The sequence below is a fragment of the Microbacterium sp. 1S1 genome (assembly GCF_008271365.1).
Taxonomy (GTDB): domain Bacteria; phylum Actinomycetota; class Actinomycetes; order Actinomycetales; family Microbacteriaceae; genus Microbacterium.
Genome location: NZ_CP043430.1, coordinates 2,830,987 through 2,854,621 on the forward strand (window position 1 = coordinate 2,830,987; position 23,635 = coordinate 2,854,621).

General features: G+C 69.1%; 26 protein-coding genes. 6 read left to right on the forward strand and 20 right to left on the reverse strand.

The genetic code is table 11. The features are described 5' to 3' along the window. The first annotated feature begins 133 nt into the window (after nt 1-133). Both FY549_RS13690 and FY549_RS13695 read left to right on the forward strand, forming a co-directional pair. Nucleotides 134-628, forward strand: coding sequence for a glutathione peroxidase (locus FY549_RS13690; RefSeq protein ID WP_149085495.1), 495 nt, complete (start codon nt 134-136; stop codon nt 626-628). Between the two features lie 288 nt (nt 629-916). Further along, nucleotides 917-1,969 carry a metallophosphoesterase family protein gene (locus FY549_RS13695; protein WP_149085496.1) on the forward strand — a complete coding sequence of 351 codons (1,053 nt, stop codon included), beginning with the start codon at nt 917-919 and terminating at the stop codon, nt 1,967-1,969. Nucleotides 1,970-2,031: 62 nt separating this feature from the next. On the opposite strand, the gene FY549_RS13700 is transcribed toward FY549_RS13695, so the two are convergent. After that, the gene (locus FY549_RS13700) at nt 2,032-2,706 is read right to left on the reverse strand and encodes a DsbA family protein (RefSeq protein WP_149085497.1); all 675 of its coding nucleotides are present in this window, start codon (nt 2,704-2,706) and stop codon (nt 2,032-2,034) included. 52 nt (nt 2,707-2,758) lie between these two features. Between FY549_RS13700 and FY549_RS13705 the strand changes: the two genes are divergently transcribed. After that, nucleotides 2,759-3,367: an ATPase AAA gene (locus FY549_RS13705; protein ID WP_025103674.1), complete on the forward strand. Its 609-nt coding sequence runs from the start codon at nt 2,759-2,761 to the stop codon at nt 3,365-3,367. On the opposite strand, the gene FY549_RS13710 is transcribed toward FY549_RS13705, so the two are convergent. Together FY549_RS13710 and recO are read right to left on the reverse strand one after the other, a co-directional pair. Then, on the reverse strand, nt 3,310-4,110 hold the full coding sequence (locus FY549_RS13710) for an isoprenyl transferase (protein ID WP_149085498.1): 801 nt from the start codon (nt 4,108-4,110) through the stop codon (nt 3,310-3,312). The genes FY549_RS13705 and FY549_RS13710 overlap by 58 nt on opposite strands. Continuing rightward, nucleotides 4,107-4,850: a DNA repair protein RecO gene (gene recO, locus FY549_RS13715; protein WP_149085499.1), complete on the reverse strand. Its 744-nt coding sequence runs from the start codon at nt 4,848-4,850 to the stop codon at nt 4,107-4,109. The genes FY549_RS13710 and recO overlap by 4 nt, the downstream gene beginning before the upstream one ends. A 34-nt stretch (nt 4,851-4,884) precedes the next feature. Between recO and FY549_RS13720 the strand changes: the two genes are divergently transcribed. Next, nucleotides 4,885-5,577, forward strand: coding sequence for a trimeric intracellular cation channel family protein (locus FY549_RS13720; protein WP_149085500.1), 693 nt, complete (start codon nt 4,885-4,887; stop codon nt 5,575-5,577). Nucleotides 5,578-5,643: 66 nt separating this feature from the next. Here FY549_RS13720 and FY549_RS13725 read toward each other — a convergent pair whose 3' ends face one another. Continuing rightward, nucleotides 5,644-6,357 carry a TetR/AcrR family transcriptional regulator C-terminal domain-containing protein gene (locus FY549_RS13725; RefSeq protein WP_149085501.1) on the reverse strand — a complete coding sequence of 238 codons (714 nt, stop codon included), beginning with the start codon at nt 6,355-6,357 and terminating at the stop codon, nt 5,644-5,646. A 66-nt stretch (nt 6,358-6,423) separates the two neighbouring features. Between FY549_RS13725 and FY549_RS13730 the strand changes: the two genes are divergently transcribed. Further along, nucleotides 6,424-6,804, forward strand: coding sequence for a VOC family protein (locus FY549_RS13730; protein WP_149085502.1), 381 nt, complete (start codon nt 6,424-6,426; stop codon nt 6,802-6,804). A gap of 70 nt (nt 6,805-6,874) precedes the next feature. Here the strand turns inward: FY549_RS13730 and leuA are convergent, their stop codons facing one another. Then, nucleotides 6,875-8,629, reverse strand: coding sequence for a 2-isopropylmalate synthase (gene leuA / locus FY549_RS13735; RefSeq protein ID WP_149085503.1), 1,755 nt, complete (start codon nt 8,627-8,629; stop codon nt 6,875-6,877). A gap of 192 nt (nt 8,630-8,821) precedes the next feature. Between leuA and FY549_RS13740 the strand changes: the two genes are divergently transcribed. Further along, nucleotides 8,822-9,469 (forward strand): hypothetical protein, encoded by a 648-nt coding sequence (locus FY549_RS13740; RefSeq protein ID WP_259614238.1) that lies wholly within the window; start codon nt 8,822-8,824, stop codon nt 9,467-9,469. Here the strand turns inward: FY549_RS13740 and FY549_RS13745 are convergent. The 15 genes from FY549_RS13745 to lepA all read right to left on the reverse strand — a co-directional run bounded on the left by FY549_RS13745 (nt 9,466) and on the right by lepA (nt 23,508). Beyond that, on the reverse strand, nt 9,466-10,407 hold the full coding sequence (locus tag FY549_RS13745) for a zinc-binding alcohol dehydrogenase family protein (RefSeq protein ID WP_149085505.1): 942 nt from the start codon (nt 10,405-10,407) through the stop codon (nt 9,466-9,468). The two genes, FY549_RS13740 and FY549_RS13745, sit on opposite strands and share 4 nt — an antisense overlap. A gap of 16 nt (nt 10,408-10,423) precedes the next feature. Continuing rightward, on the reverse strand, nt 10,424-10,900 hold the full coding sequence (locus FY549_RS13750; protein ID WP_149085506.1) for a hypothetical protein: 477 nt from the start codon (nt 10,898-10,900) through the stop codon (nt 10,424-10,426). Beyond that, a complete protein-coding gene (locus FY549_RS13755) occupies nt 10,897-11,877 on the reverse strand; it encodes a hypothetical protein (protein ID WP_149085507.1) in 981 nt (326 codons plus the stop codon). The genes FY549_RS13750 and FY549_RS13755 overlap by 4 nt, the downstream gene beginning before the upstream one ends. After that, complete coding sequence (locus FY549_RS13760; protein ID WP_149085508.1) at nt 11,877-12,398, reverse strand: RNA polymerase sigma factor; 522 nt, start codon at nt 12,396-12,398, stop codon at nt 11,877-11,879. Before FY549_RS13760 ends, FY549_RS13755 begins: the two co-directional genes overlap by 1 nt. Nucleotides 12,399-12,452: 54 nt before the next feature. Next, nucleotides 12,453-13,349 (reverse strand): GTPase Era, encoded by an 897-nt coding sequence (gene era / locus FY549_RS13765; protein ID WP_149085509.1) that lies wholly within the window; start codon nt 13,347-13,349, stop codon nt 12,453-12,455. Next, nucleotides 13,342-14,634 carry a hemolysin family protein gene (locus FY549_RS13770; RefSeq protein WP_149085510.1) on the reverse strand — a complete coding sequence of 431 codons (1,293 nt, stop codon included), beginning with the start codon at nt 14,632-14,634 and terminating at the stop codon, nt 13,342-13,344. Before FY549_RS13770 ends, era begins: the two co-directional genes overlap by 8 nt. Further along, on the reverse strand, nt 14,631-15,092 hold the full coding sequence (gene ybeY / locus FY549_RS13775; RefSeq protein WP_025103688.1) for an rRNA maturation RNase YbeY: 462 nt from the start codon (nt 15,090-15,092) through the stop codon (nt 14,631-14,633). Before ybeY ends, FY549_RS13770 begins: the two co-directional genes overlap by 4 nt. Beyond that, nucleotides 15,089-16,114 carry a PhoH family protein gene (locus FY549_RS13780; RefSeq protein ID WP_200838732.1) on the reverse strand — a complete coding sequence of 342 codons (1,026 nt, stop codon included), beginning with the start codon at nt 16,112-16,114 and terminating at the stop codon, nt 15,089-15,091. The genes ybeY and FY549_RS13780 overlap by 4 nt, the downstream gene beginning before the upstream one ends. A 46-nt stretch (nt 16,115-16,160) precedes the next feature. Further along, a complete protein-coding gene (locus tag FY549_RS13785) occupies nt 16,161-16,508 on the reverse strand; it encodes an HIT domain-containing protein (RefSeq protein ID WP_149085512.1) in 348 nt (115 codons plus the stop codon). A 38-nt stretch (nt 16,509-16,546) separates the two neighbouring features. Further along, nucleotides 16,547-17,275 (reverse strand): 16S rRNA (uracil(1498)-N(3))-methyltransferase, encoded by a 729-nt coding sequence (locus tag FY549_RS13790; RefSeq protein WP_149085513.1) that lies wholly within the window; start codon nt 17,273-17,275, stop codon nt 16,547-16,549. 2 nt (nt 17,276-17,277) lie between these two features. Continuing rightward, the gene (gene dnaJ, locus FY549_RS13795; protein ID WP_149085514.1) at nt 17,278-18,390 is read right to left on the reverse strand and encodes a molecular chaperone DnaJ; all 1,113 of its coding nucleotides are present in this window, start codon (nt 18,388-18,390) and stop codon (nt 17,278-17,280) included. A 36-nt stretch (nt 18,391-18,426) separates the two neighbouring features. Then, nucleotides 18,427-19,458 (reverse strand): heat-inducible transcriptional repressor HrcA, encoded by a 1,032-nt coding sequence (gene hrcA, locus FY549_RS13800; protein ID WP_149085515.1) that lies wholly within the window; start codon nt 19,456-19,458, stop codon nt 18,427-18,429. Between the two features lie 108 nt (nt 19,459-19,566). Beyond that, complete coding sequence (gene hemW / locus FY549_RS13805; protein WP_149085516.1) at nt 19,567-20,784, reverse strand: radical SAM family heme chaperone HemW; 1,218 nt, start codon at nt 20,782-20,784, stop codon at nt 19,567-19,569. Next, nucleotides 20,784-21,437, reverse strand: coding sequence for a DUF1990 family protein (locus tag FY549_RS13810; RefSeq protein WP_149085517.1), 654 nt, complete (start codon nt 21,435-21,437; stop codon nt 20,784-20,786). Before FY549_RS13810 ends, hemW begins: the two co-directional genes overlap by 1 nt. A 202-nt stretch (nt 21,438-21,639) precedes the next feature. After that, the gene (gene lepA, locus FY549_RS13815; RefSeq protein WP_149085518.1) at nt 21,640-23,508 is read right to left on the reverse strand and encodes a translation elongation factor 4; all 1,869 of its coding nucleotides are present in this window, start codon (nt 23,506-23,508) and stop codon (nt 21,640-21,642) included. Between the last annotated feature and the right edge of the window lie 127 nt (nt 23,509-23,635).

Below are 23,635 nucleotides of genomic sequence, written 5' to 3' on the forward strand. Positions count from 1 at the left end.
CGAGGACGACCGGCACGTCGAGGTCGATCGGACCGATGCGGAGGGGGCGGGCGGGGGGCGGTGGCGACAGTCATGGCGTGTCCATTCTCCCAGACCCGGGGCCGGTGGGGATGCGGCGACCTAAGCTGTGCATATGACCGATTCCGCGCTCCGTTCCATCCCCTTCACCGACGCCCAGGGCCAGGAGAAGACCCTGGACGATCTGGGAGCCGACGTGGTGCTCGTGGTGAACGTCGCCTCCAAGTGCGGCCTGACGCCCCAGTATGAGCAGTTGGAGGAACTGCAACGCCGGTTCGGTGACCGTGGCTTCACCGTGGTCGGGTTCCCCTGCAACCAGTTCTTCGGTCAGGAGCCCGGTTCGGTCGAGGAGATCCTCGAGTTCTGCTCGACGACGTATGGCGTCTCGTTCCCGGTCAATGACAAGGTCAAGGTCAACGGCCGGAACGCCGCCGAGCTCTACAAGGCGCTGAAGGAGACGCCGGACGCGGGGGGCAAGGCCGGCCGCGTGGAGTGGAACTTCGAGAAGTTCCTCGTCCTGCCGGACGGTGAGGTGCTCCGCTTCCGACCGAAGCAGAAGCCGGACGCACCGGAGATCGTCGAGGCGATCGAGGCCGCGCTCATCCGCTGAGCGCCGTTCACCTCCGCGTCACGCGCGCGCGGCCGTCGCAGACCCGTCGACGCGGGCCTCGTTCATCTTCCGGTCTCCCCGTCGACATCTGGCGTCCCTAGTCTCGCCCGCGGCGATATCCGCCCGAAGACGAAGGAGACCACGCATGCCCGACCGACTGCCGATCAGCCGGCGAACCGTCCTCACCGCGGGAGCGCTCGGTGCGCTCGGCACCGCCCTCCCCTCGGAACGGCCCCCGCCGCCGCGGCGACCGTTCCGGCATCTCCCGGAGCGGCACAGGCGCGGAACCTGCGCTTTCGTGCGGACGGCACCTTCAAGGTCGTCCAGTTCAACGACACCCAGGACGATGAACTCACCGATCGCCGCACCGTCGAGCTCATGGAGAAGGTGCTCGACCAGGAGAAGCCGGACTTCGTGGTCATCAACGGCGACGTCATCACCGGGGGGTGCGAGACCAGGCTGGCGGTGAAGCAGGCGATCAACAACGTCGTCATGCCGATGGAGTCCCGCCGCATCCCGTGGGCCGTCACCTACGGCAATCACGACGAGGACTCACTGCCTCAGTCGGGCGTCGACGAGGCGGGGATGCTGAAGATCTACCGCTCCTACGAATACAACGTCAACGCCGAGAACACGCGGGGTGTGACGGGCACGAGCAACACGATCGTCACGATCGGCTCCGCCGCGAAGAGGAACCGCGAAGCCTTCGCGTTGTGGCTGATGGACTCCGGCCGGTATGCGCCCGACGCCATCGACGGCCAGGACTTCGCCGGCTATCCCGCGTGGGACTGGCTGCGCATGGACCAGGTGGCCTGGTACCGCGACCAGTCGCAGCGGCTGGAGCAGAAGCGCGGCCGCAAGATCCCCGGCCTCATGTTCCTCCACATCGCGCTGTGGGAGCACCGCTTCATGTGGTGGGGAGGGGTGGATACGCGCACAGCGGCCGACGCCGCGCGCGGCAAGGCTCGGCACGGCATCGTCGGTGAACGCAACGAGGACGAATGCCCCGGCCCGTTCAACTCGGGGATGTTCAACGCGATCCTCGAGCGCGGCGACGTGAAGGGCGTGTTCGTCGGGCACGACCACATCAACGACTACGTGGGCGACTACTACGGTGTGATGCTGGGCTACGCCCCCGGTACCGGCTTCGGCGCGTACGGCCTCGCCGGCGCCGAGCGCAACCGCATGCGCGGCGGTCGGGTCTTCGAGCTGAAGGAGACCGGCGACGAGGTCGCCATCGCCACACGTGTCGTCTACGCCAGAGACCTCGGCATCGACCTGACCGCGAACGACCAGCCGATGGAACCGCTCCCCCTGGGCCCGCGTCAGCAGCGCATCTGAGCCTCGGCAACAGAACGGCGGGGACCCCGCCCCAGGGTCCCCGCCGTCGTCTGTCGGTGCGGTCAGGCCTCGACGGCCGCGTCGCGCTGCGCCCAGAGGTCGCGGATCACGTTCTCGAACGCCGCCGGCGGCTGAGCCCCGCTGATGCCGTACTGTCCGTCGACGACGAAGAACGGCACGCCCTGGATTCCGTAAGCGCGAGCCTGCGCCTGGTCCTGCCGCACGTCCGGAAGGTACTGGTCGCTCTCCAGTGCGGCGCGGGCTCGGTCGGCGTCGAGACCGACCTCGGACGCGAGGGCCACGAGGTCGTCGATGCGCCCGACGTGCTTGCCCTCGGTGAAGTAGGCGGACATCAGCCGCTCCTCCATCTCGTGCTGACGACCCTCGGCCTTCGCGAAGTGCAGCAGCTCGTGCGCCTTCACGGTGTTCGTGTGCTGCAGGAGGTCGAACCGGTACTGCAGGCCCGCGTTCGCGGCGACGTTCGTGACGTTGGCGAGCATCTGCTCGACCTGCGTGCGCGGCATCCCCTTGTGCCCGGAGAGGAAGTCGATCTCGTCGCCGTCGAAGTCGACCGGGGTGTCCGGGGAGAGCTCGAAGGAGTGGAAGGTGACCGTGACCTGCGGAGCGTCCTCGTCGGCCGCGACCGCTTCGAGACCCTTCTCGAGGTTGCGCTTGCCGATGTAGCACCAGGGGCAGGCGATGTCGGACCAGATGTCGATGGAGATGGGTTCAGTCACACCGTGATCAACCACTCGGGCGTCCGACGTATTCCGTCAGTAGAATCCTCGGATGCTCTCCGCCGACGATCCCCTGCCCTTCCGGCCCGCTCGGGTGCTCGTCGCGGGCGTCACCGGGTCGGGGAAGACGACTCTGTCCCGACGGCTCGCCGCCCTCTGGGACCTCCGTCACGTGGAGATCGACGGCCTGTTCCACGGCCCGGACTGGACCCCGCGGGCGGAGTTCCTCGACGACGTGCGCGCCTTCGCCGCGGAGGAGCGCTGGGTGACCGAGTGGCAGTACACGAGCAAGGGCACCGACGAGATCCTGACCCCGAGGGCGCAGCTCGCGCTCTGGCTCGACTACCCGTACCGCGTGGTGCGGTCGCGTCTGCTCCGGCGCACCCTCAGCCGCAGCATCCTCCGCACCCGGATGTGGAACGGCAACGTCGAGAAGCCGATCTGGCGGATGCTGGGGGCCCCGCCGGAGGAGAGCATCCTGGCCTGGCAGACGAAGACGCTGCGAACCTGGTCCGAGCGCTTTCCCGCGGTGCAGGAGCGCTTCCCCCACCTCACGATCGTGCGGCTGACGCATCCGCGCGAGACGGAGCGCTGGCTGCGGGCTCAGGCCGAGGTCGGGGTGTCCACGGCGCCGCCGAAGCGTCGGTCGCGGGAGAGGTAGACCCCGATCGCGCGCCAGAGCTCCTCGCGCGAGAAGTCCGGCCACAGGGTGTCGAGGAACACCATCTCGGCGTAGGCCGACTGCCACAGCAGGAAGTTGGAGGTGCGCTGCTCCCCCGAGCTGCGCAGGAACAGGTCCACGTCCGGCATGTCGGGCACGTAGAGGTGACGACGGATCATCTTCTCGCTGATCGCGTTGGGCTTCACCCGCCCGACGGCGACATCGGCCGCGATGGCCCGCATCGCGTCGACGAGCTCGACCCGACCGCCGTAGTTCACGCACATGGTGAGGGTGAGCACGTCGTTGTCGCGGGTGAGCTGCTCGGCGTACTGCAGCTCCCTGATGACGCTCCCCCAGAGCCGCGGCTTCCGCCCGGCCCACCGCACGCGCACCCCCCACTCGTTGAGCTGATCGCGACGGCGGTGCAGCACATCGCGGTTGTACCCCATGAGGAAACGGACCTCCTCCGGAGAGCGCGCCCAGTTCTCCGTGGAGAACGCATAGACCGAGAGGTGCTTCACGCCGGCCTGGATCGCTCCGGCCACGACGTCGAGCAGCACCTCCTCCCCCGCCTTGTGCCCTTCGATGCGGTTGAGACCGCGCCGGTTGGCCCAGCGGCCGTTGCCGTCCATGACGATCGCGACATGTTCGGGCACCGCGGGGAAGGCCGGCGGATACACGCCGGTCCAGTCGAGCGGCCGGTAGGCCACGGCGTCCTTGTGCGTGTAGGGCTTCGGGCTCACCGTGCTCCTTCTCCCGGGGTGGATGACACGTGCGCGAGCGAGCGGATGCCCCGCTCCAGATGCCACTGGGCGTACGCCGCGACGAGGCCGGATGCGGCGGCGGTGTCGGCGTGCGGGGCCGCGTCGATGAGGTCCCAGTCGCCGCGGATCAGCGCGCGCAGCAGTGTCAGGGTCTTCTCGGCGATCCGCGGGCTCCCGGCGGGTGCATCGGCGTGGCAGACCAGGCCGCCCAGCTGCGCGACGAAGACGAAGTGCGGCCCCGGAGCCCCGCAGCGCGCGCAGTCCTCGAGGGACGGTGCCCACCCCGAGAGGGACATGACCCGCAGCAGGTACGAATCGAGGATGCTGCGCGGAGCGTGCTCGCCGCGGGACAGCGCCCGCAGCCCGCCGACGAGCAGGAGGTACTGCTCCGGGGTGGCCTCGGCGTCACTGAGCCGATCCGCCGTCTCGACCATGGCGTTCGCGGCGGTGAACCGGTCGTAATGCGCGGCGATGTCCGTGCCGTAGGCCCCGAGCGACTCGGCCTGCTGCACGATGTCGAGCGAGCGCCCTTCGTACAGCTGCACGTCCGCGACCATGAACGGCTCCAGCCGGGAACCGAACTTCGAGGAGGTGCGGCGCACACCCTTCGCGACCGCGCGCACCTTGCCGTGCCGCCGCGACAGCATCGTGACGATGCGATCCGCCTCCCCCAGCTTGTGGGTGCGCAGGATCACTGCTTCGTCTCGGTAGGTGGGCACCCTTCGATTATCCTCCGTGCGGGACAATGGACGCGTGACCGAACCGCTCTTCACCATTCCGCTGTGGGCGGACCTCCTCGGCGTCGGGCTCGGCGGAGTGCAGGGCGCGATGTTCGCCGCCGGCTTCCAGGGGCAGCGCCGACTCGACTGGCTGGGCGTCGCGATCATCGGAATCATGATCGGTATGGGCGGCGGTCTCATCCGCGACATCCTCCTCGGCCAGACCCCGGCCACCCTCCAGAACCAGTGGTACCTGGTGACCGCGGCGGGTGCCGCCCTCCTCGGCATGCTGCTGGCCGGACTCTTCACGCGGCTCAACACCGCGATCGTCGTGCTCGACGCCGTGGTGATCGGCATGTTCGGCGCGTTCGGTACGAGCAAGGCGCTCGCGTTCGGCATCCCGGAGGTTCCTGCGGTCTTCATCGGGGTCTGCGCGGCCGTCGGCGGGAGTGTGCTCCGAGACATGCTCATGGGCCTGCCGACGGCGATCATGCACGTCGGCTCCCTGTACGCGGTGGCTGCGGCCGCCGGGTGCACGTTCATCGTCATCGCGAACGCGGTCGGCATGCCCATCCCGCTCGCGGCCGTGATCGGCATCGTCGTCACCGCCGTCATCCGGATCCTCGCGGTGACGTTCGACGTCTCACTTCCGGAACAGCGCCGCCTCTACCGTCGCAAGGTCGCCGCGGAGACCGGCGCCATCGCGATCGTGAAGCCCCAGGACTGACTTCGAATCGCCCGATTGGCTCCATCCCGCCGCTGAATACGACCAATCGCGCGATTCGAACGACGATCAGGTGGCGGCGAGCCCGTCGATCACGCGCGCGAGGCCGAACTCCCACGCGGTTCGAGCGTCGTAGGGCACGCCCATGGTTTCCCCGGCAGCCTGACCCACCGCTCGGGCGAGCGGCATCTCGTCACCCAGGTAGGCCGCCAGACGCGGTGCCGCCTCCGCCCAGGAGGCCGCGAACGACTCCGCGCTCTGCTGCTCCCGCATGCGCGCCGCCGCGGAGAGGCTGAAATCCAGCACGAAACTCAACGCCGCGTCGCGTTCCACGGCGTCGAGACCGAGGCCGTCGAAGGCGTGGAGTTCGCGGTCGTACTTGGCGATGGTGCCCGGGCCGAGCGCCACCCGCGGATCGTGGACGTCGATGAGCCACGGGTGGGTCCGCAAGAGGCGCAGGTTGTCCTCGGCGATCGCCCGGACCGCGTCGCGCCATCCGGAGGCCGACGCGGGCTCGGGGTACATCCCGGCATGCATCGCATCCGCCATCAGGACGAGCAGGTCGGCACGGCTGTTGACGTGCGTGTAGATCGACATCGGCGTGAGCTCGAGGCTCTGCGCGAGAGACCGGATGGTCACCGCACCGAGGCCATCGGCGTCAGCCAGCGCCACGGCGCGGTCGACGACGTCATCTGTCGAGTGTCGCGCCTTCGGCCCACGCCGACCGACCACGGCGGCCGTGGGGCTGTGCCGCCAGAGGAGGTCGACGAGATTCTTGGGCATCGGGAATAGCCTAGACCGCCTCCGCCTTAACCATGTACGCTGTACAAACTTTCGGAATGGAGAACCGTGAACATCACGCAGACAGCCCTCTCGCTCAACGTCCCCGACGTCGCCGCCTCCGCCGCCTTCGCCATGACGCACTTCGGGTTCGAGGAGGCGATGTCCGCGGAGGGATTCATCTCGTTGCAGCACCCGGGGCCCGTCCCGAACGTCATCTTCCTCGAGACCGGGCTGCCGACGTTCCGCCCGACGGAGATCGCCGGATCCGCTGGTCAAGGCACTCTGCTCGTTTTCGTCGTCGACGACATCGACCACGAGTTCGCCCGCATCGCCGCCGCGGGCGCACGGGTGGTCACCGCTCCGGAGACGGAGCCGTGGGGTGAGCGCTACTGCCAGTTCGCCGACCCCAACGGCCTCGTCTGGCAGTTGGTGCAGTGGGTGGATTGACCGACATCGAAGCGCGCGGTCGGTCCCGTCCGAAGGGCGGACAAGACCGACCGCGCGATTCGCACGGTGGTCACACCGCAGCGAGCTCGTGCTGACGGCTGCGGATCGAGCGGTTCACACCGGACACGATCGCCTTGAGGGACGCGGTCGAGATGTCGCCGTCGATGCCGACGCCCCACAGCCGCTGGTCCCCCACCTGCAGCTCGACGTACGCCGCCGCTTGCGCGTCTCCACCGGCGCTGAGCGCGTGCTCGACGTAGTCGTAGACGGTGATGTCGAAGCCTTGACCGCGCAGCACCTCCACGAACGCGGCGACCGGACCGTTGCCGTTGCCCGAGACCGACACCTCCCGGTCGTCATCGCGCAGCACGACGTCGAGCACGACGTCGCCGGACATGTCGCTCCGGGTCTGTGTGGCGAGCAGCTCGAAACGCCCCCACTTCGCCTCGGTGTCGGCGGCGGGGAGGTACTCGTCGGTGAAGATCGACCAGATCTGCTCGCTCGTGACCTCGCCACCCTCGGCGTCCGTCTTGGCCTGGACCACCCCGGAGAACTCGATCTGGAGCTTGCGCGGCAGATCGATCGCGTGGTCCGACTTCAGCAGGTAGGCGACGCCGCCCTTGCCCGACTGGGAGTTCACGCGGATGACGGCCTCGTAGGAGCGACCGAGGTCCTTCGGGTCGACCGGCAGGTACGGCACGGCCCACTCGATCTCGTCGACCGTCACGCCCTGCGCGTCGGCCCGAGCCGCCATGGCCTCGAAGCCCTTCTTGATCGCGTCCTGGTGGGAGCCGCTGAACGCCGTGAACACCAGGTCGCCCGCCCAGGGGCTGCGCTCCGGCACCGGCAGCTGGTTGCAGTACTCGACCGTTCGCTTGACCTGGTCGATGTCGCTGAAGTCGATCTGCGGATCGATGCCCTGCGTGAACATGTTGATGCCCAACGCGACGAGGTCGACGTTGCCCGTGCGCTCACCGTTGCCGAACAGGCAGCCCTCGATGCGGTCGGCCCCGGCCATGTAGCCGAGCTCGGCCGCGGCGATCGCGGTGCCACGGTCGTTGTGCGGATGCAGCGACAGGATGACGTTCTCGCGGTGGTTCAGATGACGGCTCATCCACTCGATCGAGTCGGCATAGACATTCGGGGTCGCCATTTCGACCGTCGCCGGGAGGTTGATGATGACCTTGCGGTCGGGGGTCGGCTCGAAGATCTCGATGACCTGGTTGCACACGTCGACCGCGAACTCCAGCTCGGTGCCGGTGTAGCTCTCGGGGGAGTACTCGTAGTAGACCTGCGTGTCCGGGATCGTCTTCTCGAATCTCCGGCACAGGCGGGCACCCTCGAGCGCGATGTCGATGATCCCCTGCTTGTCGGTGCGGAAGACCACCTCGCGCTGCAGCACGCTGGTCGAGTTGTACAGGTGGACGATGGCCTGCTTGGCTCCGGCGATCGCCTCATAGGTGCGCGCGATCAGGTGCTCGCGCGCCTGCGTGAGGACCTGGATCGTCACGTCATCCGGGATCAGGTTCTCCTCGATGAGCTGTCGCACGAAGTCGAAGTCGGTCTGGCTCGCCGACGGGAAGCCGACCTCGATCTCCTTGTAGCCCATGCTGACGAGCAGCTCGAACATGACCCGCTTGCGCTCCGGCGACATGGGATCGATGAGGGCCTGGTTGCCGTCACGGAGGTCGACCGCACACCAGCGGGGTGCCTCGGTGATGCGGGCGTCGGGCCACGTGCGGTCGGGCAGGTGGACGGTGAGCTGCTCGTGGAACGGCCGATACTTGTGGATCGGCATCGCGGACGGGCGCTGAGTGTTCTGCATGATGGGGCTTCTTCTCTTCGTCGGAATGGACGGGCCAACACAAGCGCCGCGACGAGGAAGGCCCTAGTGTCAGGACTCGTCGCGGCAGCTAAGGAGAAGCAGACCGCCGAAAGGCATGTGGTCATGCTAGCAGGGAAGCCGACGGCGATTCGACGTTCCGAGACGATGTCCTCGCGCGAGACACTGAGCGGTATGAGCTTCCTCCGCGACCGTCCTGCCTTCGCCGCCGGTGCCGTAACGGTTGTGCTGCTGCTGACCGGCTGCGCCGCCGCGCCGGGAGGATCCGCACCGCCCACGAGCACGACGGTCCCGTCGGACATGCGCCTGGAGGAGGCCGAGCCCGCTCCCCCGGAGGGCCGGGTCGTCGGGACCGGCACCGTGCTCGACGCCTCCGGCGACGTCCGGCTCTGCCTCGGTGCGATCCAGGAGTCCTATCCGCCGCAGTGCGACGGCGTCCCTCTCGACGAGTGGAGCTGGGACGGCGTGGGCGGTAGCGAGGCTTCCGGCGACACACGCTGGGGGGCGTATGCCGTCACCGGCACCTGGGACGGCGAGCGGTTCGCCGTGACCGATCCGCCCGCGCTCCTCGCGCTCTACGACCCGGCGGCGGCGGAGGACCCGACGGGGGGTGTGGACGGCACCGGCACGGCGGAAGAGCTCGACCGGATTCAGAACGACATCATCGGCCGCCTCGGCGCCGAGGCTCTCACCGTGTCGACCGATCGCGGCTATGTGTGGCTCCAGGTGGTCTGGGACGACGGCACGCTTCAGCGGGCGGTCGATGCGGAGTACGGGGACGGCCTCGTGGTCGTCACGCCGGCACTGCGCGTGATCGACTAGGTTCCGGGGACGAGGGCGAGCTTGCCGCCCGGGTGGCCGGTGGCGAGAAGGCGGTGCGCGGCCTGCGCCTCGGTCAGCGGGAAGGTCCGCGCGACCGGGACCACGAGATCCCCGTTCTGTGCCAGGGCGAGGAGTTCGCTGCGCACCTCATCGCGGAAGCGGGCGCTGTCGGGCATCGACCCGGCGATCGCGAGGAAGCCGTCGGCGGACGCTCGGAAGGGGTTCGCGATCGTGACGATCCGTCGGCGGTCCGCCACCAGGCTCAGGGACACCTCGACCGCCTCATCGGTGCCCACCGCGTCCAGAGCCGCAGCGACCGGGCCGTCCGCCAGCGCGGTCACACGGTCGGCGAGTCCGGGTCCGTAGGCGACCGGGACCCCACCGAATCGCGTCACCTCGCCGAAGCGCTCGGAGCTCGCCGTGCCGATGACCCGCACGTCACGCAGCCGTGCCTGTTGCAGCACGCTCACACCCACGGCACCGGACGCGCCGTGCAGCAGGACCGTCTCCCCCGGAGCCGCGCCCGTGACGGCGAGCATCTCCGCGGCCGTCGTGCCGACCAGCAGGAGGTTCGCCGCCTCCGGGTACGTCAACGACGTCGGCTTCGCGAAGACCTTTCCCGCGGGCACCGTGACCTCGGTCGCATAGCCGCCCTGCACCCGGAAGGCGACGACCTCGTCTCCGACCTCGCCCGCACCGGAACCGATGCGGGTCGCCGGGCCGATCGCGGTGAGCACTCCCGACACCTCATACCCGATCGGTACCGGGAACTCGAGCCCCGGTCGGGGAGCCGCGACGTGCTTCGCGTCGGCCGGATTCACCCCGGCGGCGCGGACGCGGATCGTGACCTCGCCCGCACGTGGCGCCGCCGGCTCGTACTCCTCGAACGCCCAGGACTCCGGAGAGCCCACCGCCGTCGCCACCCAGTGCTTCGCCATGACCCGTCCCTCGTCCTCAGAAGAAGCAGCGGATGTTGCTCGGGGAACCGGACACATTGCTCCACGCGTTGGCCGAGATCGTCGCCAAGACCGACGACCCGTTGCGCACCTGCGCGTACCCGGAGGTGCGGGCGTTGGCGGCCGACTTCGTGGGGAAGGACGTCGGGATCGTGATGGTCGTACAGCTTCCCCAGCTCAGCATGGCGCCGACGCGGTTGAGCTCCCGGTAGGCGCAGATCCGACCGGTCGCACAGGTGCCGACCGCTCTCGCCATCGTGCGAACCGTCTCGCTGCTCGAGGTGTACTCCATGTCGAGCTTCGGCCAGACGGCGCTGCCGGCGTCGATCACGACACCACCGGGCACCTCCTCGAGGATCCGCACCATCAACGGATCGAGCGACGGTTCCTCAGCAGCGGCCGCGACGACCGGACCCCCCGTCCCCGCCAGCGCCAGCGCCAGCGCGACCACGAGGACCCTTCGCAACCGCGTCATCGCAGCATCTCATCGTCGATATCCCACATCCGGTAGTCGACGATCGCCCCGGCGGGGAACACGCCGTCGTCCTTGAGCACCGTGCGTTCGAGCCCCACGATCCGTCCGGTGTCGAGCGACACGAGGACGTCGTCGCGAACGACGCCATCCGCGGAGATGACTCGGATCCCCGCGACCGGGCGGCCGAGACGATCGTTCGTCGTCCCCAGGGCCTCCGCGCCTCCTGACTCCTCGATCAGGGTCAGCAGCTCGGCGTGCTGCGCGTTCGTGAGGGTCCACTGGCCGAAGACCGAGGTGATCGCCGTCACGACCTCGAAGGCGCTCGGCTGCTCCGGCATGTCGAAGGCGACGAGCAGCGACCGCACGTCGGCTGCGGACTCCCCCGGTACGTCGACGACAGGGGCGTCGAATTCACCCGGGGCGAGGACGACCCGCGATGCCACCTCGCCGGTGCTCCTGACCTCCGCTCGGCCGTTGGCAACCGCATCCGTCGGCGCGTAGGGCTCGCCGTTGATGGCGATGGCCTCACCGGAGAGATCTTCGTTCCAGGTGAAGGTCGCGAACTGCGGAACGACCTCGGCCCGTTCGGTGTCCACCTCGACGTTGTACGACCAGAACGCCGTGCGCGACGAACGCTCCGGCTCGGCGGGCGGGCTGAACGTCGCCAGATCCGCTTCGGCCGCCGCCACCGTGTCGCCCAGCGAGCCGGCTTCCTCGAACACGAGGGGGGACGGCGCCCCCGCCACGGCGGCTCCCTGGGGCAGAAGGACGCCGAAAGCCACGGCGGCGGACGCGGCGACGGCCGTCAGTCCCGCGGCCCAGCCGATCGTCCTCGCGCGCCGACGTCGCGGGGCAGGCGCAGAGCGGATGATGCGGTCGCACGCGGCGATGGCGCGTGCGTCCGGCGCGGCGTCGCGCGGCGTACGGGCGGGATCGGCCTCGACGAGCACGCGCTCAAGCAGGGCATTGTCAGACATCACGTACTCCCCGTCCCCTCCAGTCCCAGCGTCGCCCGCAGCCGATCTTCGGCCCGAGCCAGCGTCTTCCGCACCCGGGACTCAGAAGCGCGCAACAACTCCGCGATCTCCCCCACCGCGAGTCCATCCCAGTACGTGAGCATGATGATACGCCGTTGCAGCGGAGTGAGGACACCCAAAGCTCGGAGCACCTCGCTACGCCCGAATCCGCCCAGGGTCTCGGCGTCGCCGGAGACACCGGCATGCACGGCGTCGATCGCTCCCCGTATGGCGGGGGACCGCCGAGACCGCGCGCGCAGCCGTCGCTCGGTCGCCCTGAGCAGCCACACCTTTCCCGGGGGGTTCGCCGGCCGGAGCTTCGACCACGCGACGAGGAACACCTCCGACACGATCTCGCTGACCTCGTCGTCGTCGGGGACGACGCCCTCGATGTGGTGGCGTACCGTCGCCCAGTGCTCGTCGAACACTCGTCGGAAGACCTCGTTGCGCAGCGAGCTCGGGTCTTCGCCGCGGCCGATCATGTCGGTGGGGTCGGCGGTCTGCCCGCCGCCTCCGGCGTCCTGCTGCCCTGCATGTCAGAACCCGAGCCGGCCGAGCTGCTTGGGATCGCGCTGCCACTCCTTCGCGACCTTGACATGGAGACCCAGGAACACACGGGTGCCGAGCAGCTCCTCGATGCCGGCACGAGCGCGCGCACCCACGTCGCGGAGTCGCTTGCCCTTGTGGCCGATGATGATCGCCTTCTGGCTGTCGCGCTCGACGACGATCGACGCGTGCACGTCGGTGAGATCGCTGTCCTCGCGCGGGGCGACGTCGTCCACCACCACGGCGATCGAGTGCGGGAGCTCGTCGCGCACGCCGTCCAAGGCGGCTTCGCGGATGATCTCGGCGATGCGGTCCTCGGCAGACTCATCCGTGGTGACGCCCTCGGGATAGAGAGCGGGCCCTTCCGGCATCAGCTGCAGGATCTCGTCTGCCAGCACCTCGAGTTGATCACGCGTCAGCGCCGACAGCGGGATCACGGCGGCCCAGTCCTCGCGGAGGGAGTCCACCTCCATCAGCCGCTCGGTGATCTCGTCCCGTCCGGCGGCATCGGTCTTCGTGACGATGGCGATCTTCTGCGCGCGCGGATACCCATCCAGCGAGGCGGCGATACGGCGGTCGCCCGGACCGACCTTCTCGGTCGCGGGCACGCAGAAGCCGATGACGTCGACATCGCCGAGGACCTGCTCGACGAGGTCGTTCAGGCGCTCGCCCAGGAGCGTGCGCGGCTTGTGGATGCCGGGAGTGTCGACGATGACAAGCTGTCCGTCAGGACGGTTGAGGATGCCGCGAATCGCGCGACGCGTCGTCTGCGGCTTCTCACTCGTGATCGCGATCTTCTCGCCGACGAGGGCGTTGGTCAGCGTCGACTTGCCCACGTTCGGCCGTCCGACGAAGGTCACGAACCCGCTCCGCGTGTCTTCAGTCATCGCGCCGCTCTCCTTCTTCCTGCACATCGTCGGGCTCGGCGGCCCGCTCCACGAACACCGTCGCGATCCCTCGTCCCCGCCCCCGGGACGCCCCGCCGGTGAGCACGAGGCCGTGGACGGTCGCCGTCGCTCCGGGCTGTGGCACCTGACCGAGGGTCTTGCCGAGCAGACCTCCGATGGAGTCGACGTCCTCGTCTTCGAGTTCGAGGCCGAACAGGTCGCCCACGTCCTCCAGGGACAGCCGCGAACTCACCCGATACCGGCCGTGGCCGAGATCGACGAACTCTGCGGACACCTGATCGTACTCGTCGGAGATCTCCCCGACGAGCTCTTCGATGAGGTCCTCCAGCGTCACGAGGCCGGAGATGCCGCCGTGCTCGTCGATCACGAGGCAGACGTGCACGGCGTCGCGCTTCATCTGCTGAAGCAGCGTCTCCGCACGCATCGACTCCGGCACGAAGGTGGCCGGTCGGGCGATCGGGCGGATGGACGCGGCCCGCCAGGCGCTGTCGTCGCGGTACGCGAACTGCACGAGGTCCTTGAGATACAGCACCCCGACGACGTCGTCGGCCTCGTCGTCGACCACGGGCATGCGGGACACGCCGCGTTGCAGGAAGAGCGACATGGCCTCATCGGTCGTGGCCTCGGCACCCACGGTCACCATCTCGGTCCGCGGCACCATCACGGCACGGACGAACTGGTCGGTGAAGTCGAAGACCGAGTGGATCAGATCGCGGTCGTCCTCCTCGATCAGATCGTTCGAGGCAGCCTCGTCGACCATACTCAGGAGCTGGTCCTCACTGGAGAACGAGCTGCGTCCGGTACCGGGGGTCACCCGGTTGCCCAGGACGACGAGCCCCTGCGCGATCGGTCCCAGGATCATCCGGAGTGCGCGAACGATGCTCGCGCTTCCGCGGATCATGGCCTCGGCGTGCTGGTGTCCGAACGTGCGCGGGCTGGCCCCGACGAGGACGAACGTGATGCCCGTCATGAGGATCGCGGCGGCGAGCATCGCCCACCAAATGTTCTCGAAGACGATCGTGAACGCGACGGTCACGAGCACCGCGGCCGTCACCTCCGCGAGGACACGGATGAAGGCCACGGCGTTGACGTGGGCGTCGAGGTCGGCGGCGATGCGTTCCAGGGCTTTCGCACGCCGGCCCTCGGTGGCCATGTCGGACAGCCCTGCCCGAGAGGTCACGCCGTACGCCGCGTCGATCGCGGCCATGAGGCCGCCGAACGCCACCAGCAGCACGGCGGCGACGAGCAGCAGCAGCTCCGTCATCGTCGGCGGCGCTCGGACGCGGCGAACCCCTGGATGAGCTGCTTCTGCAGTCCGAACATCTCCCGCTCCTCGTCCGGCTCGGCGTGGTCGAAGCCGAGGAGGTGCAGCAGCCCGTGCGTGGTGAGCAGGATCAGCTCGTCCATGAGGGTGTGACCGGCGGCCTGCGCCTGGGTCTCCGCGACCTGCGGGCAGAGCACGATGTCGCCGAGCAGTCCGGGAGGCGTCGGCCGGTCCTCGGTCCCGGGGCGCAGCTCGTCCATCGGGAAGCTCAGGACGTCGGTGGGGCCCGGTTCGTCCATCCACTGCACGTGCAGGGCCTCCATCGCCCCCTCATCGACGAGCACGATGGCGACCTCGGCGTCCGCGCTGACGTGGAGCTGTGCGAGGTTGAAGTCCGTCAGCCGCTGCAGCACCGTCTCGTCGACGTCGATCGCCGACTCGTTGTTGATCTCGATCATGAGAGCCCTCGTTTCGGCATGCGATCCCGTGGTCCCGGTCGCTGGGCGCCGCGCCGCTCGGCACGGTTGGCGAACTCGTGCGCCTGCTCGCGCTCGGCCCGCTGTGCCACGCGCCGCTCGTCGTACTCGCTGTAGGCGTCGACGATCCGCCCCACCAGGGAGTGCCGCACCACGTCGTCGCTGGTCAGACGGGAGAAGTGGATGTCGTCGATGCCGTCGAGCACGCGGGTGACCAGTCGAAGGCCGGAGGCTCCCTGCGGGAGGTCGACCTGCGTGATGTCACCGGTGACCACCATCTTCGTGCCGAAACCGAGACGGGTCAGGAACATCTTCATCTGTTCCGGCGTGGTGTTCTGCGCCTCGTCGAGGACGACGAACGAGTCGTTGAGCGTACGCCCGCGCATGTAGGCGAGCGGGGCGACCTCGATCGTCCCGGTCGCCATCAGCCGCGGCACGACCTCCGGGTCCATCATCTCGTTGAGCGCGTCGTAGAGCGGTCGGAGATAGGGATCGATCTTGTCGGTGAGCGTGCCGGGGAGGAACCCGAGCCGTTCGCCCGCCTCGACGGCCGGACGGGTGAGGATGATGCGGGTGACCTCCTTGCGCTGCAGCGCCTGGACGGCCTTCGCCATGGCCAGGTAGGTCTTGCCCGTCCCCGCCGGCCCGATGCCGAACACGATCGTGTTCTCCTCGATCGCGTCGACGTACTCCTTCTGCCCGAGCGTCTTCGGCCGGATCACCTTGCCGCGCGTGGACAGGATCGCCTCGCCCAGCACTTCGCTGGGACGCGGACCCCCCTCCTGCCGGAGCATCCGCGCCGAGCTGGAGACGTCGCTCGGCGCGAGGTCGTGGCCGGCCTTGGTCATCGCGAGCAGTTCGTCGACGAGGTTCTTGGCCGCGGCGACCGCCGCACGCTCGCCCGTGAGCGTGATCTCGTTGCCGCGGACGAGCACCTGCACATCGCGGTGCTCGCGCTCCAGCATCCGCAGCAGCCGGTCCTGGGGACCGAGCAACTGCACCATCGCGACACCATCGGCGTAGAGCCGTTCGGTGACGTTTTCCTGATCGTCAGAAGCCAACGAGCTTGTTCTCCTCGAGGTTGCCGAGCACATGGGCGTGCACGTGGAAGACGGACTGCGCGACACTCGCGCCGTTGTTGAAGATGAGGCGGTACTCGCCGTTGGCGTGCTCCTCGGCGATGCGCTTGGCGGCGCCGACCATCTCGGCGAGCAGCGCGGGGTCTCCTGCCGCGAGTTCCGTGACGTCGCGGTACTCCTCGGTCTTGGGGATGACGAGCACGTGGAGCGGCGCCTGCGGGTCGATGTCGCGGATCGCGAAGACCCGGCCCGTGTCGAGCAGGATCTCGCCCGGGATGTCCCCGGCGAGGATGCGCGTGAAGATCGAGGGTTCGCTCATGCTCACAGCTTACCGGGGGGGATGCTCGGCGCGGCCGGTCACCAGCGGCCGAGGGCCACCGACAGCACGGCGATGGCGGCGGGGCCCGCCGTCGACGTGCGCAGCACGGTGTCGCCGAGCAGCACGCGCTCGGCCCCGGCGGCCGTGAGCTTCTCGAGCTCTTCCGGAGCGATCCCGCCCTCCGGCCCCACCACGAGGACCAGGTCGCGCTCATCGGGGACGAGCGTGGAGAGCCGGGCGGGAGCGGTCGGGTCGAGCAGCAGTACCCGCTGCGACGCAGCCCGGGCGGCGAGCTGTGCGGTCGACTCGGGAGCAGCCACCTCCGGTACCCAGGACCGGTGCGCCTGCTTGGCCGCCTCGCGGACGATCGTCGCCCAGCGCTCCCTCCCCTTCGCGGCTTTCGGACCTTCCCAGCGCGACACGCTCCGAGCCGCCTGCCACGGCACGATCTCGTCCACGCCCAGCTCGCACGCCGCCTGCACCGCGAGCTCGTCGCGGTCGCCCTTGGCCAACGCCTGCACGAGCACGAGACGCGGAGTCGCCGGCGCATGCTCGACGCGTTCCGCGATCCGCACGTCGACCCGCGACGGCGACACCTCCTCGGCGACACCGGTCAGCCAGACGCCGCGACCGTCCCCCACGGTGACGCTCTCGCCGATGCGAAGACGCCGAACGACGGCCGCGTGCTTGGCCTCGGCCCCGGTCAGCGACACGAGGCCGCCCACCGCGGCGTCGCCGGCGGATTCGACGAGGAAGTGCAGCGCCACGATCAGTGCGCGCGGAAGCGGTCGCGGAGCTTGGAGAAGAGGCCCTGCTGGAACTGGGCCAGCTGCGGTCCCGGCGCCTTGTTCTTCTTCGCGAAGTCCTCGATGAGCCGGCGCTGCGCGGAGTCCAGCTTGGTCGGCGTGATCACCTGCACGCCGACGCGGAGGTCGCCGCGCTGGGTGCCGCGCAGGGGCGTGATGCCCCGCCCCTTGATGGTGAGCACGTCGCCGGACTGCACGCCGGGACGGATCTCGAGGTCGACCTCGCCGTCGAGTCCCTCGATCGAGGTCTCGGTGCCCAGGATCGCGTCGGTCATCGATACCTCGAGCGTGGCGAGCAGGTCGTCGCCATCGCGGCTGAAGGCAGGGTGGGGGTTGACCGTCACCTCGACGTACAGGTCGCCGTTCGGGCCGCCGGCGCGTCCCACCTCGCCGGAGCCCGGGAGCTGCAGGCGCAGGCCGGTCTCGACGCCGGCCGGGATGTCCAGGGACACCGTGCGGCGGGAGCGGACGCGCCCCTGGCCTCCGCAGGTGCCGCAGGGGTATGGGATCGTCGTGCCGTACCCCTCGCAGGTACCGCACGGCTGAGAGGTGACGACGTTGCCCAGCAGGCTGCGCACCTGGCGCTGCACGTGCCCCGTGCCGCCGCAGATGTCGCAGGTGACCGGCGACGTGCCCTCCTGGCAGCACGACCCCTGGCACGTCTCGCAGAGCACGGCCGTGTCGACCTCGATGTCGCGGTGCGCGCCGAAGACGACGTCGCCGAGGTCGAGCGTGACCCGGACGAGGGCGTCCTGTCCCCGCTCTCGCCGCGACCGCGGGCGGGCCCCGCGACCGCCCCCCTGGGAGGCTCCGAAGAACGTCTCGAAGATGTCCCCGAAGCCACCGAAGCCGCCGAAGTTGTTCGCCCCGTCACCGCCGCCCATGTCGTAGCGGCGACGCGACTCCTCGTCGCTGAGCACGTCGTAGGCATGCGTGACGAGCTTGAACTTCTCGGCGGCTTCCTCACCCGGGTTCACGTCGGGGTGGAGCTGCCGCGCCAGGCGTCGATACGCCTTCTTGATCTCGTCGGTGGAAGCGTCCCGGGACACCCCGAGAACCTCGTAGTGGTCCGCCACAATCGCCTTTCTGCGTGTGTTATCCGTGGGGCCGCGTCAGCGGCCGGCCTCGTCGTCGTCGAGCATCCGGGACAGGTAGCGGGCGACCGCCCGCGCCGCTGCCAGGTTGCTCGGATAGTCCATCCGGGTCGGCCCCATGACGCCGACCCGTGCGGTGCCCGTGGGGGCCGCGTAGTTGCTCGCCACGATCGACGCCTCTCCCAGTCCGAAGGGCGCGTTCTCGGTGCCGATGCTCGCCGCGAGGCCGTGCTCGTCGGCCACCATCTCGCTCATGAGTCGCAGGAGCGTCACCTGCTCCTCGATGGCTTCGAGGAGCGGATGGATGCTGCCGCGGAAGTCCTGCTCTCGGCGCGCCAGCGTCGCCGCGCCGGCCATCACGAGGCGCTCTTGACGGAAGCTTCCGAGCTCGTCGATCACCACACCGGCGAGGGTGCGAAGCAGCCGGTCCTGCGGGGTCTCTTCGGCCGCAAGGAGGGCCTGGAGGCGGTCGGACGCCGCCGCGATCGCCTGCCCCGTGATGAGCGCCGACAGCCTCGCACGGAGCAGCGCGAGGTCGGCCTCGTCGATCGTGTCCGGCAGCGCCGTCATCCGCTGGGACACTCCGCCGGCGTCCGTCACCAGGACCGTGAGAAGACGGTTGGGAGCCAGCGCCACGAGTTCGACGTGCGTCACGTGCGCCCGCGCGAAAGACGGGTACTGCGCGAGGGCGACCTGTCCGGTGAGCTGCGTGAGCACCCGCACCGTCCTCGCCATGAGGTCATCGAGGTCGGCGGGGTCGGTGAGGAAAGACTCGATCGCCGAGCGCTGCGCGGTGGAGAGCGGGCGGAGCTGCGCGAGGTGATTGACGAACACCCGATACCCCTTGTCGGTGGGCACGCGGCCGGACGACGTGTGTGGAGCCGTGATCAGCTCCTCGTCCTCCAACTGCGCCATGTCGTTGCGGATCGTCGCGGCGGACACCCCGAAGGAGTGGCGGTCGACGATGGAACGGCTGCCGACGGGTTCATGGGTCTCGACGTAGTCCTGCACGATCGCGCGGAGAACCTGCAGCCCTCGCTCTGTGACCATGGCTTCCCCTTCCCGCCGACCGCGTGCTGGCACTCTGACACCCTGAGTGCCAATCCTACCTCCTGTGACCGAGGAGATCACCGAAGCCGAGGTCGCCCGCGGAGGGACTCAGTCGGTGAGCTCGCGGACGACGGCATCGGCGAGGAGGCGTCCGCGGAGGGTGAGTTGCACGCGGCCGTGGATCGCCGCCGGCGCATCGATCAGGCCGTCCGCGATGAGCCCCGCGATCCGATCCCTGTTCGGTTCCGGCACGTCCGCGACGGCGATCCCCTCACGGAGGCGGCTGAGAAGCAGGATGCGCTCCAACGTCCGGGCCTCGACGTCGGGGCGTTCGCGCCCTGCCGCCGGCGACGACGAAGCCGCCAGACGCTGCGCGTACGCCGCGGGATGCTTGACGTTCCACCATCGGAGCCCTGCGACGTGGCTGTGCGCGCCAGGCCCGAAACCCCACCAGTCGCTTCCCCGCCAGTAGGCGAGGTTGTGCCGTGAGCGCTGCTCGGCACTGCGTGCCCAGTTGCTGACCTCGTACCATTCGAATCCGCCGCCGGCGAGCTTCGCATCCGCGAGCTCGTACATGTCCGCCTGCAGATCGTCGTCCGGCGTCGGCACTTCCCCCCGGCGGATCTGCCGCGCGAGCTTCGTGCCGTCCTCGACGATGAGGGCGTACGCCGAGATGTGATCGGACTCCAGCGCGAGTGCCGCGTCGAGCGAGGCCTCCCAATCGGACAGGGACTCCCCCGGCGCGCCGTAGATGAGGTCGACGCTCACGGCGAGTCCCGCGTCTTTCGCGGCGGCGACCGCGGTACGGACGTTCTCGGGCCGGTGGGTCCGGTCGAGGGCGGCGAGGACGTGCGGAACGGCTGACTGCATGCCAACGGAAAGCCGGGTGACCCCGGCCTCGGCGAGAGTCCGCGCCACCTCCGGCGTCACGGTGTCGGGATTGGCCTCGACCGTCACCTCGGCGTTCGGGGCGAGACCGAACGCGGCCGTCGCTGCCCCGAGCATGCGGGCCAGGTCGCCGGCGGGCAGGAGCGTGGGGGTGCCACCGCCGAAGAACACGGTGTCCATCGGACGCAGGGCGTCGGCCTCGTCCAGCACCCTCCGGGCGAGAGCGATCTCACCGATGAGGGTGGAGGCGTAGTCCTCCTGCTTCGCCCCGCGGAGCTCGCTGGACGTGTAGGTGTTGAAGTCGCAGTAGCCGCAGCGTACGCGGCAGAACGGAACGTGGAGATAGGCGGAGAACGGGGTCTCCGCGGAGATCGGAAGGTCGCCGGGGAGCCGCCCGTCCGCGGGCGCCGGATCTCCGAGCGGAAGAGGTCCCGCCATCACACGGGGGTCGCGTAGAGCGGGGAGATCGCGCGGAGGTAACGCGCGAAGAGCTCGCGACGACGGCGCTTCATCAGGGCCGGAACGAGGCGGTAGAGGAGAGTGTTCGGAGCGTCGAAGGCCCGGACGGTGAACCAGACCTCGTCGTTGTCCTCGCGCCAGTCCACATCGAACGACTCCTCGCCGCTGACGACGGACCCGCCGACCGTGCCCAGCACGAATCCGATCCGGCGGGTCTCCTCGGTGACGGAGATCACCCTCAGCTCGGAATCGGCGCGCATGCCGCCGACGCGACCCCGCAGGTGCAGCGTCATCCCGGCACCCACGAAGGGCATCCCTTCCGCGTCGTACCGCGGCTCCACGTCGCGCTTACTCGGCGCGATCGGGTTGCCTTCCGCGTCGAAGCTCACCCCCGCATACGCAGGACCGGGAGCGGGTCGGACGTCTTCCACGGAGAGCCCGGCCGCGCGCTGCGCCGTCCACGACAGCAGCGCTTCGCCGGCCGTCTGGAACCGCTCTTCGCCGCTGCCGATCCGCCAGGACTCCTCCGCCGGAACGCTGCGCTCCGGCGGGTACTGCATCAGGTCGGGGGCATGGGTCGCACCCACGGCCGCATAGTCCACCGTGTCGTCTCGGAAAGTCCCGCGCCGCATGAGTTCCAGCCTACTTCGCGTTACCTGAGCGAACACCCCCCGCGCCGCACGCCGTCACATCCAACGGAGAGGCTGGGTCCCTGAGCCCGCCGGAAGGCCCGCTACCCGGTGTCGAAGGGCTCCTCCACAAGGCTGGGTCCCTGGGCCTGTGCTCAGCGACCGACCGAGCGCTCAGGGACCCGCCGAGAGCAAGAGCGAACGGCTACTTCTTGTCCTTGGTCTCGACGTCCCCGGAGAGCGCAGCGATGAAGGCTTCCTGGGGGACCTCGACGCGACCCACCATCTTCATGCGCTTCTTGCCCTCCTTCTGCTTCTCGAGGAGCTTGCGCTTACGGGTGATGTCGCCGCCGTAGCATTTCGCGAGCACGTCCTTGCGGATCGCGCGGATGGTCTCGCGAGCGATGATGCGCGCACCGATCGCCGCCTGGATGGGCACCTCGAACTGCTGGCGAGGGATGAGCTTGCGCAACCGCTCCGCCATCATCGTCCCGTAGGCGTACGCCTTGTCGCGGTGCACGATCGAGCTGAACGCGTCGACCTTCTCGCCCTGCAGGAGGATGTCGACCTTGACCAGGTCGGCCTCCTGCTGACCGGAGGGCTCGTAGTCCAGGGAGGCATAACCCTGCGTCTTGGACTTGAGCTGGTCGAAGAAGTCGAACACGATCTCGCCGAGCGGCATGTTGTAGCGCAGTTCGACGCGCTCCTCGGAGAAGTACTCCATGCCGAGCAGCGTGCCGCGCCGTGACTGGCACAGCTCCATGACGGTACCGACGTAGTCCTTGGGCAGCAGGATCGCCGCCTTCACCATCGGCTCCGACACCGAGCCGATGCGCCCGTCCGGGTACTCGCTCGGGTTCGTGACGGTCACCGTCTCGCCGGTGTCGCTCGTCACGACCTCGTAGATCACGCTCGGGGCGGTCGTGATGAGGTCGAGGCCGAACTCGCGCGAAAGCCGCTCGGTCACGATCTCCAGGTGCAGCAGGCCGAGGAAGCCGCAGCGGAATCCGAAGCCGAGGGCCACGGACGTCTCCGGCTCGTACTGCAGCGAAGCGTCGGAGAGCTTCAGCTTGTCGAGCGCCTCGCGCAGTTCCGCGTAGTCGCTCCCGTCGATGGGGTAGATACCAGAGAAGACCATGGGCTTCGGGTCGGTGTAGCCGGGAAGCGCCTCCGCTGCGGGCTTGCGCGCGTTGGTGATCGTGTCGCCGACCTTGGACTGCCGCACGTCCTTCACGCCGGTGATGAGGTATCCCACCTCCCCGACGCCGAGGCCTTTGGTCGGGGTGGGCTCCGGACTGGAGACGCCGACCTCGAGCGCCTCGTGGTTCGCGCCGGTGGACATCATCTGGATGCGCTCGCGGGGCGAGAGGCTGCCGTCGACCATCCGGACGTAGGTGACGACGCCACGGTAGGCGTCGTACACGGAGTCGAAGATCATGGCACGGGCCGGGGCATCGGCATCCCCGACCGGAGCCGGGATCTCCTCGACGATCCGGTCGAGAAGGTCCTCCACGCCCATGCCGGTCTTCCCGGACACGCGCAGCACGTCCTCCGGCTTGCCGCCGATGAGCGAGGCGAGCTCCTTCGCGTACTTCTCGGGGTCTGCGGCAGGGAGGTCGATCTTGTTGAGGACGGGGATGATGTGGAGGTCGTTCTCCAGCGCGAGGTAGAGGTTGGCCAGCGTCTGGGCCTCGATGCCCTGCGCCGCGTCGACGAGGAGGATGGCACCCTCGCACGCGGCCAGCGACCGGGACACCTCATACGTGAAGTCGACGTGACCGGGGGTGTCGATCATGTTGAGCGCGAACACCTCGTCCGGCCCCTCGGCCTGCGGAAGGGCCCACGGCATCCGCACGGCCTGGCTCTTGATCGTGATGCCCCGCTCGCGCTCGATGTCCATGCGGTCGAGGTACTGGGCGCGCATGTCCCGCTCCGCGACCACGCCGGTGATCTGGAGCATGCGGTCGGCCAGGGTCGACTTGCCGTGGTCGATGTGGGCGATGATGCAGAAATTGCGGATCTGCGCAGCCGGCGTCGCGGCAGGCTGAAGAGGAGTGAGAGCGCGTGGGGACATGTCCCGTCGATTGTACGGTGAGGGCCCTCATAATCCCCATTCGCGCGTATCGGTGATAGTCTCCCGAAGTTGCCCGGGATCAATCCGTGACACCGGATCCCGTAAGCGATACGACTCCGTCACAGAC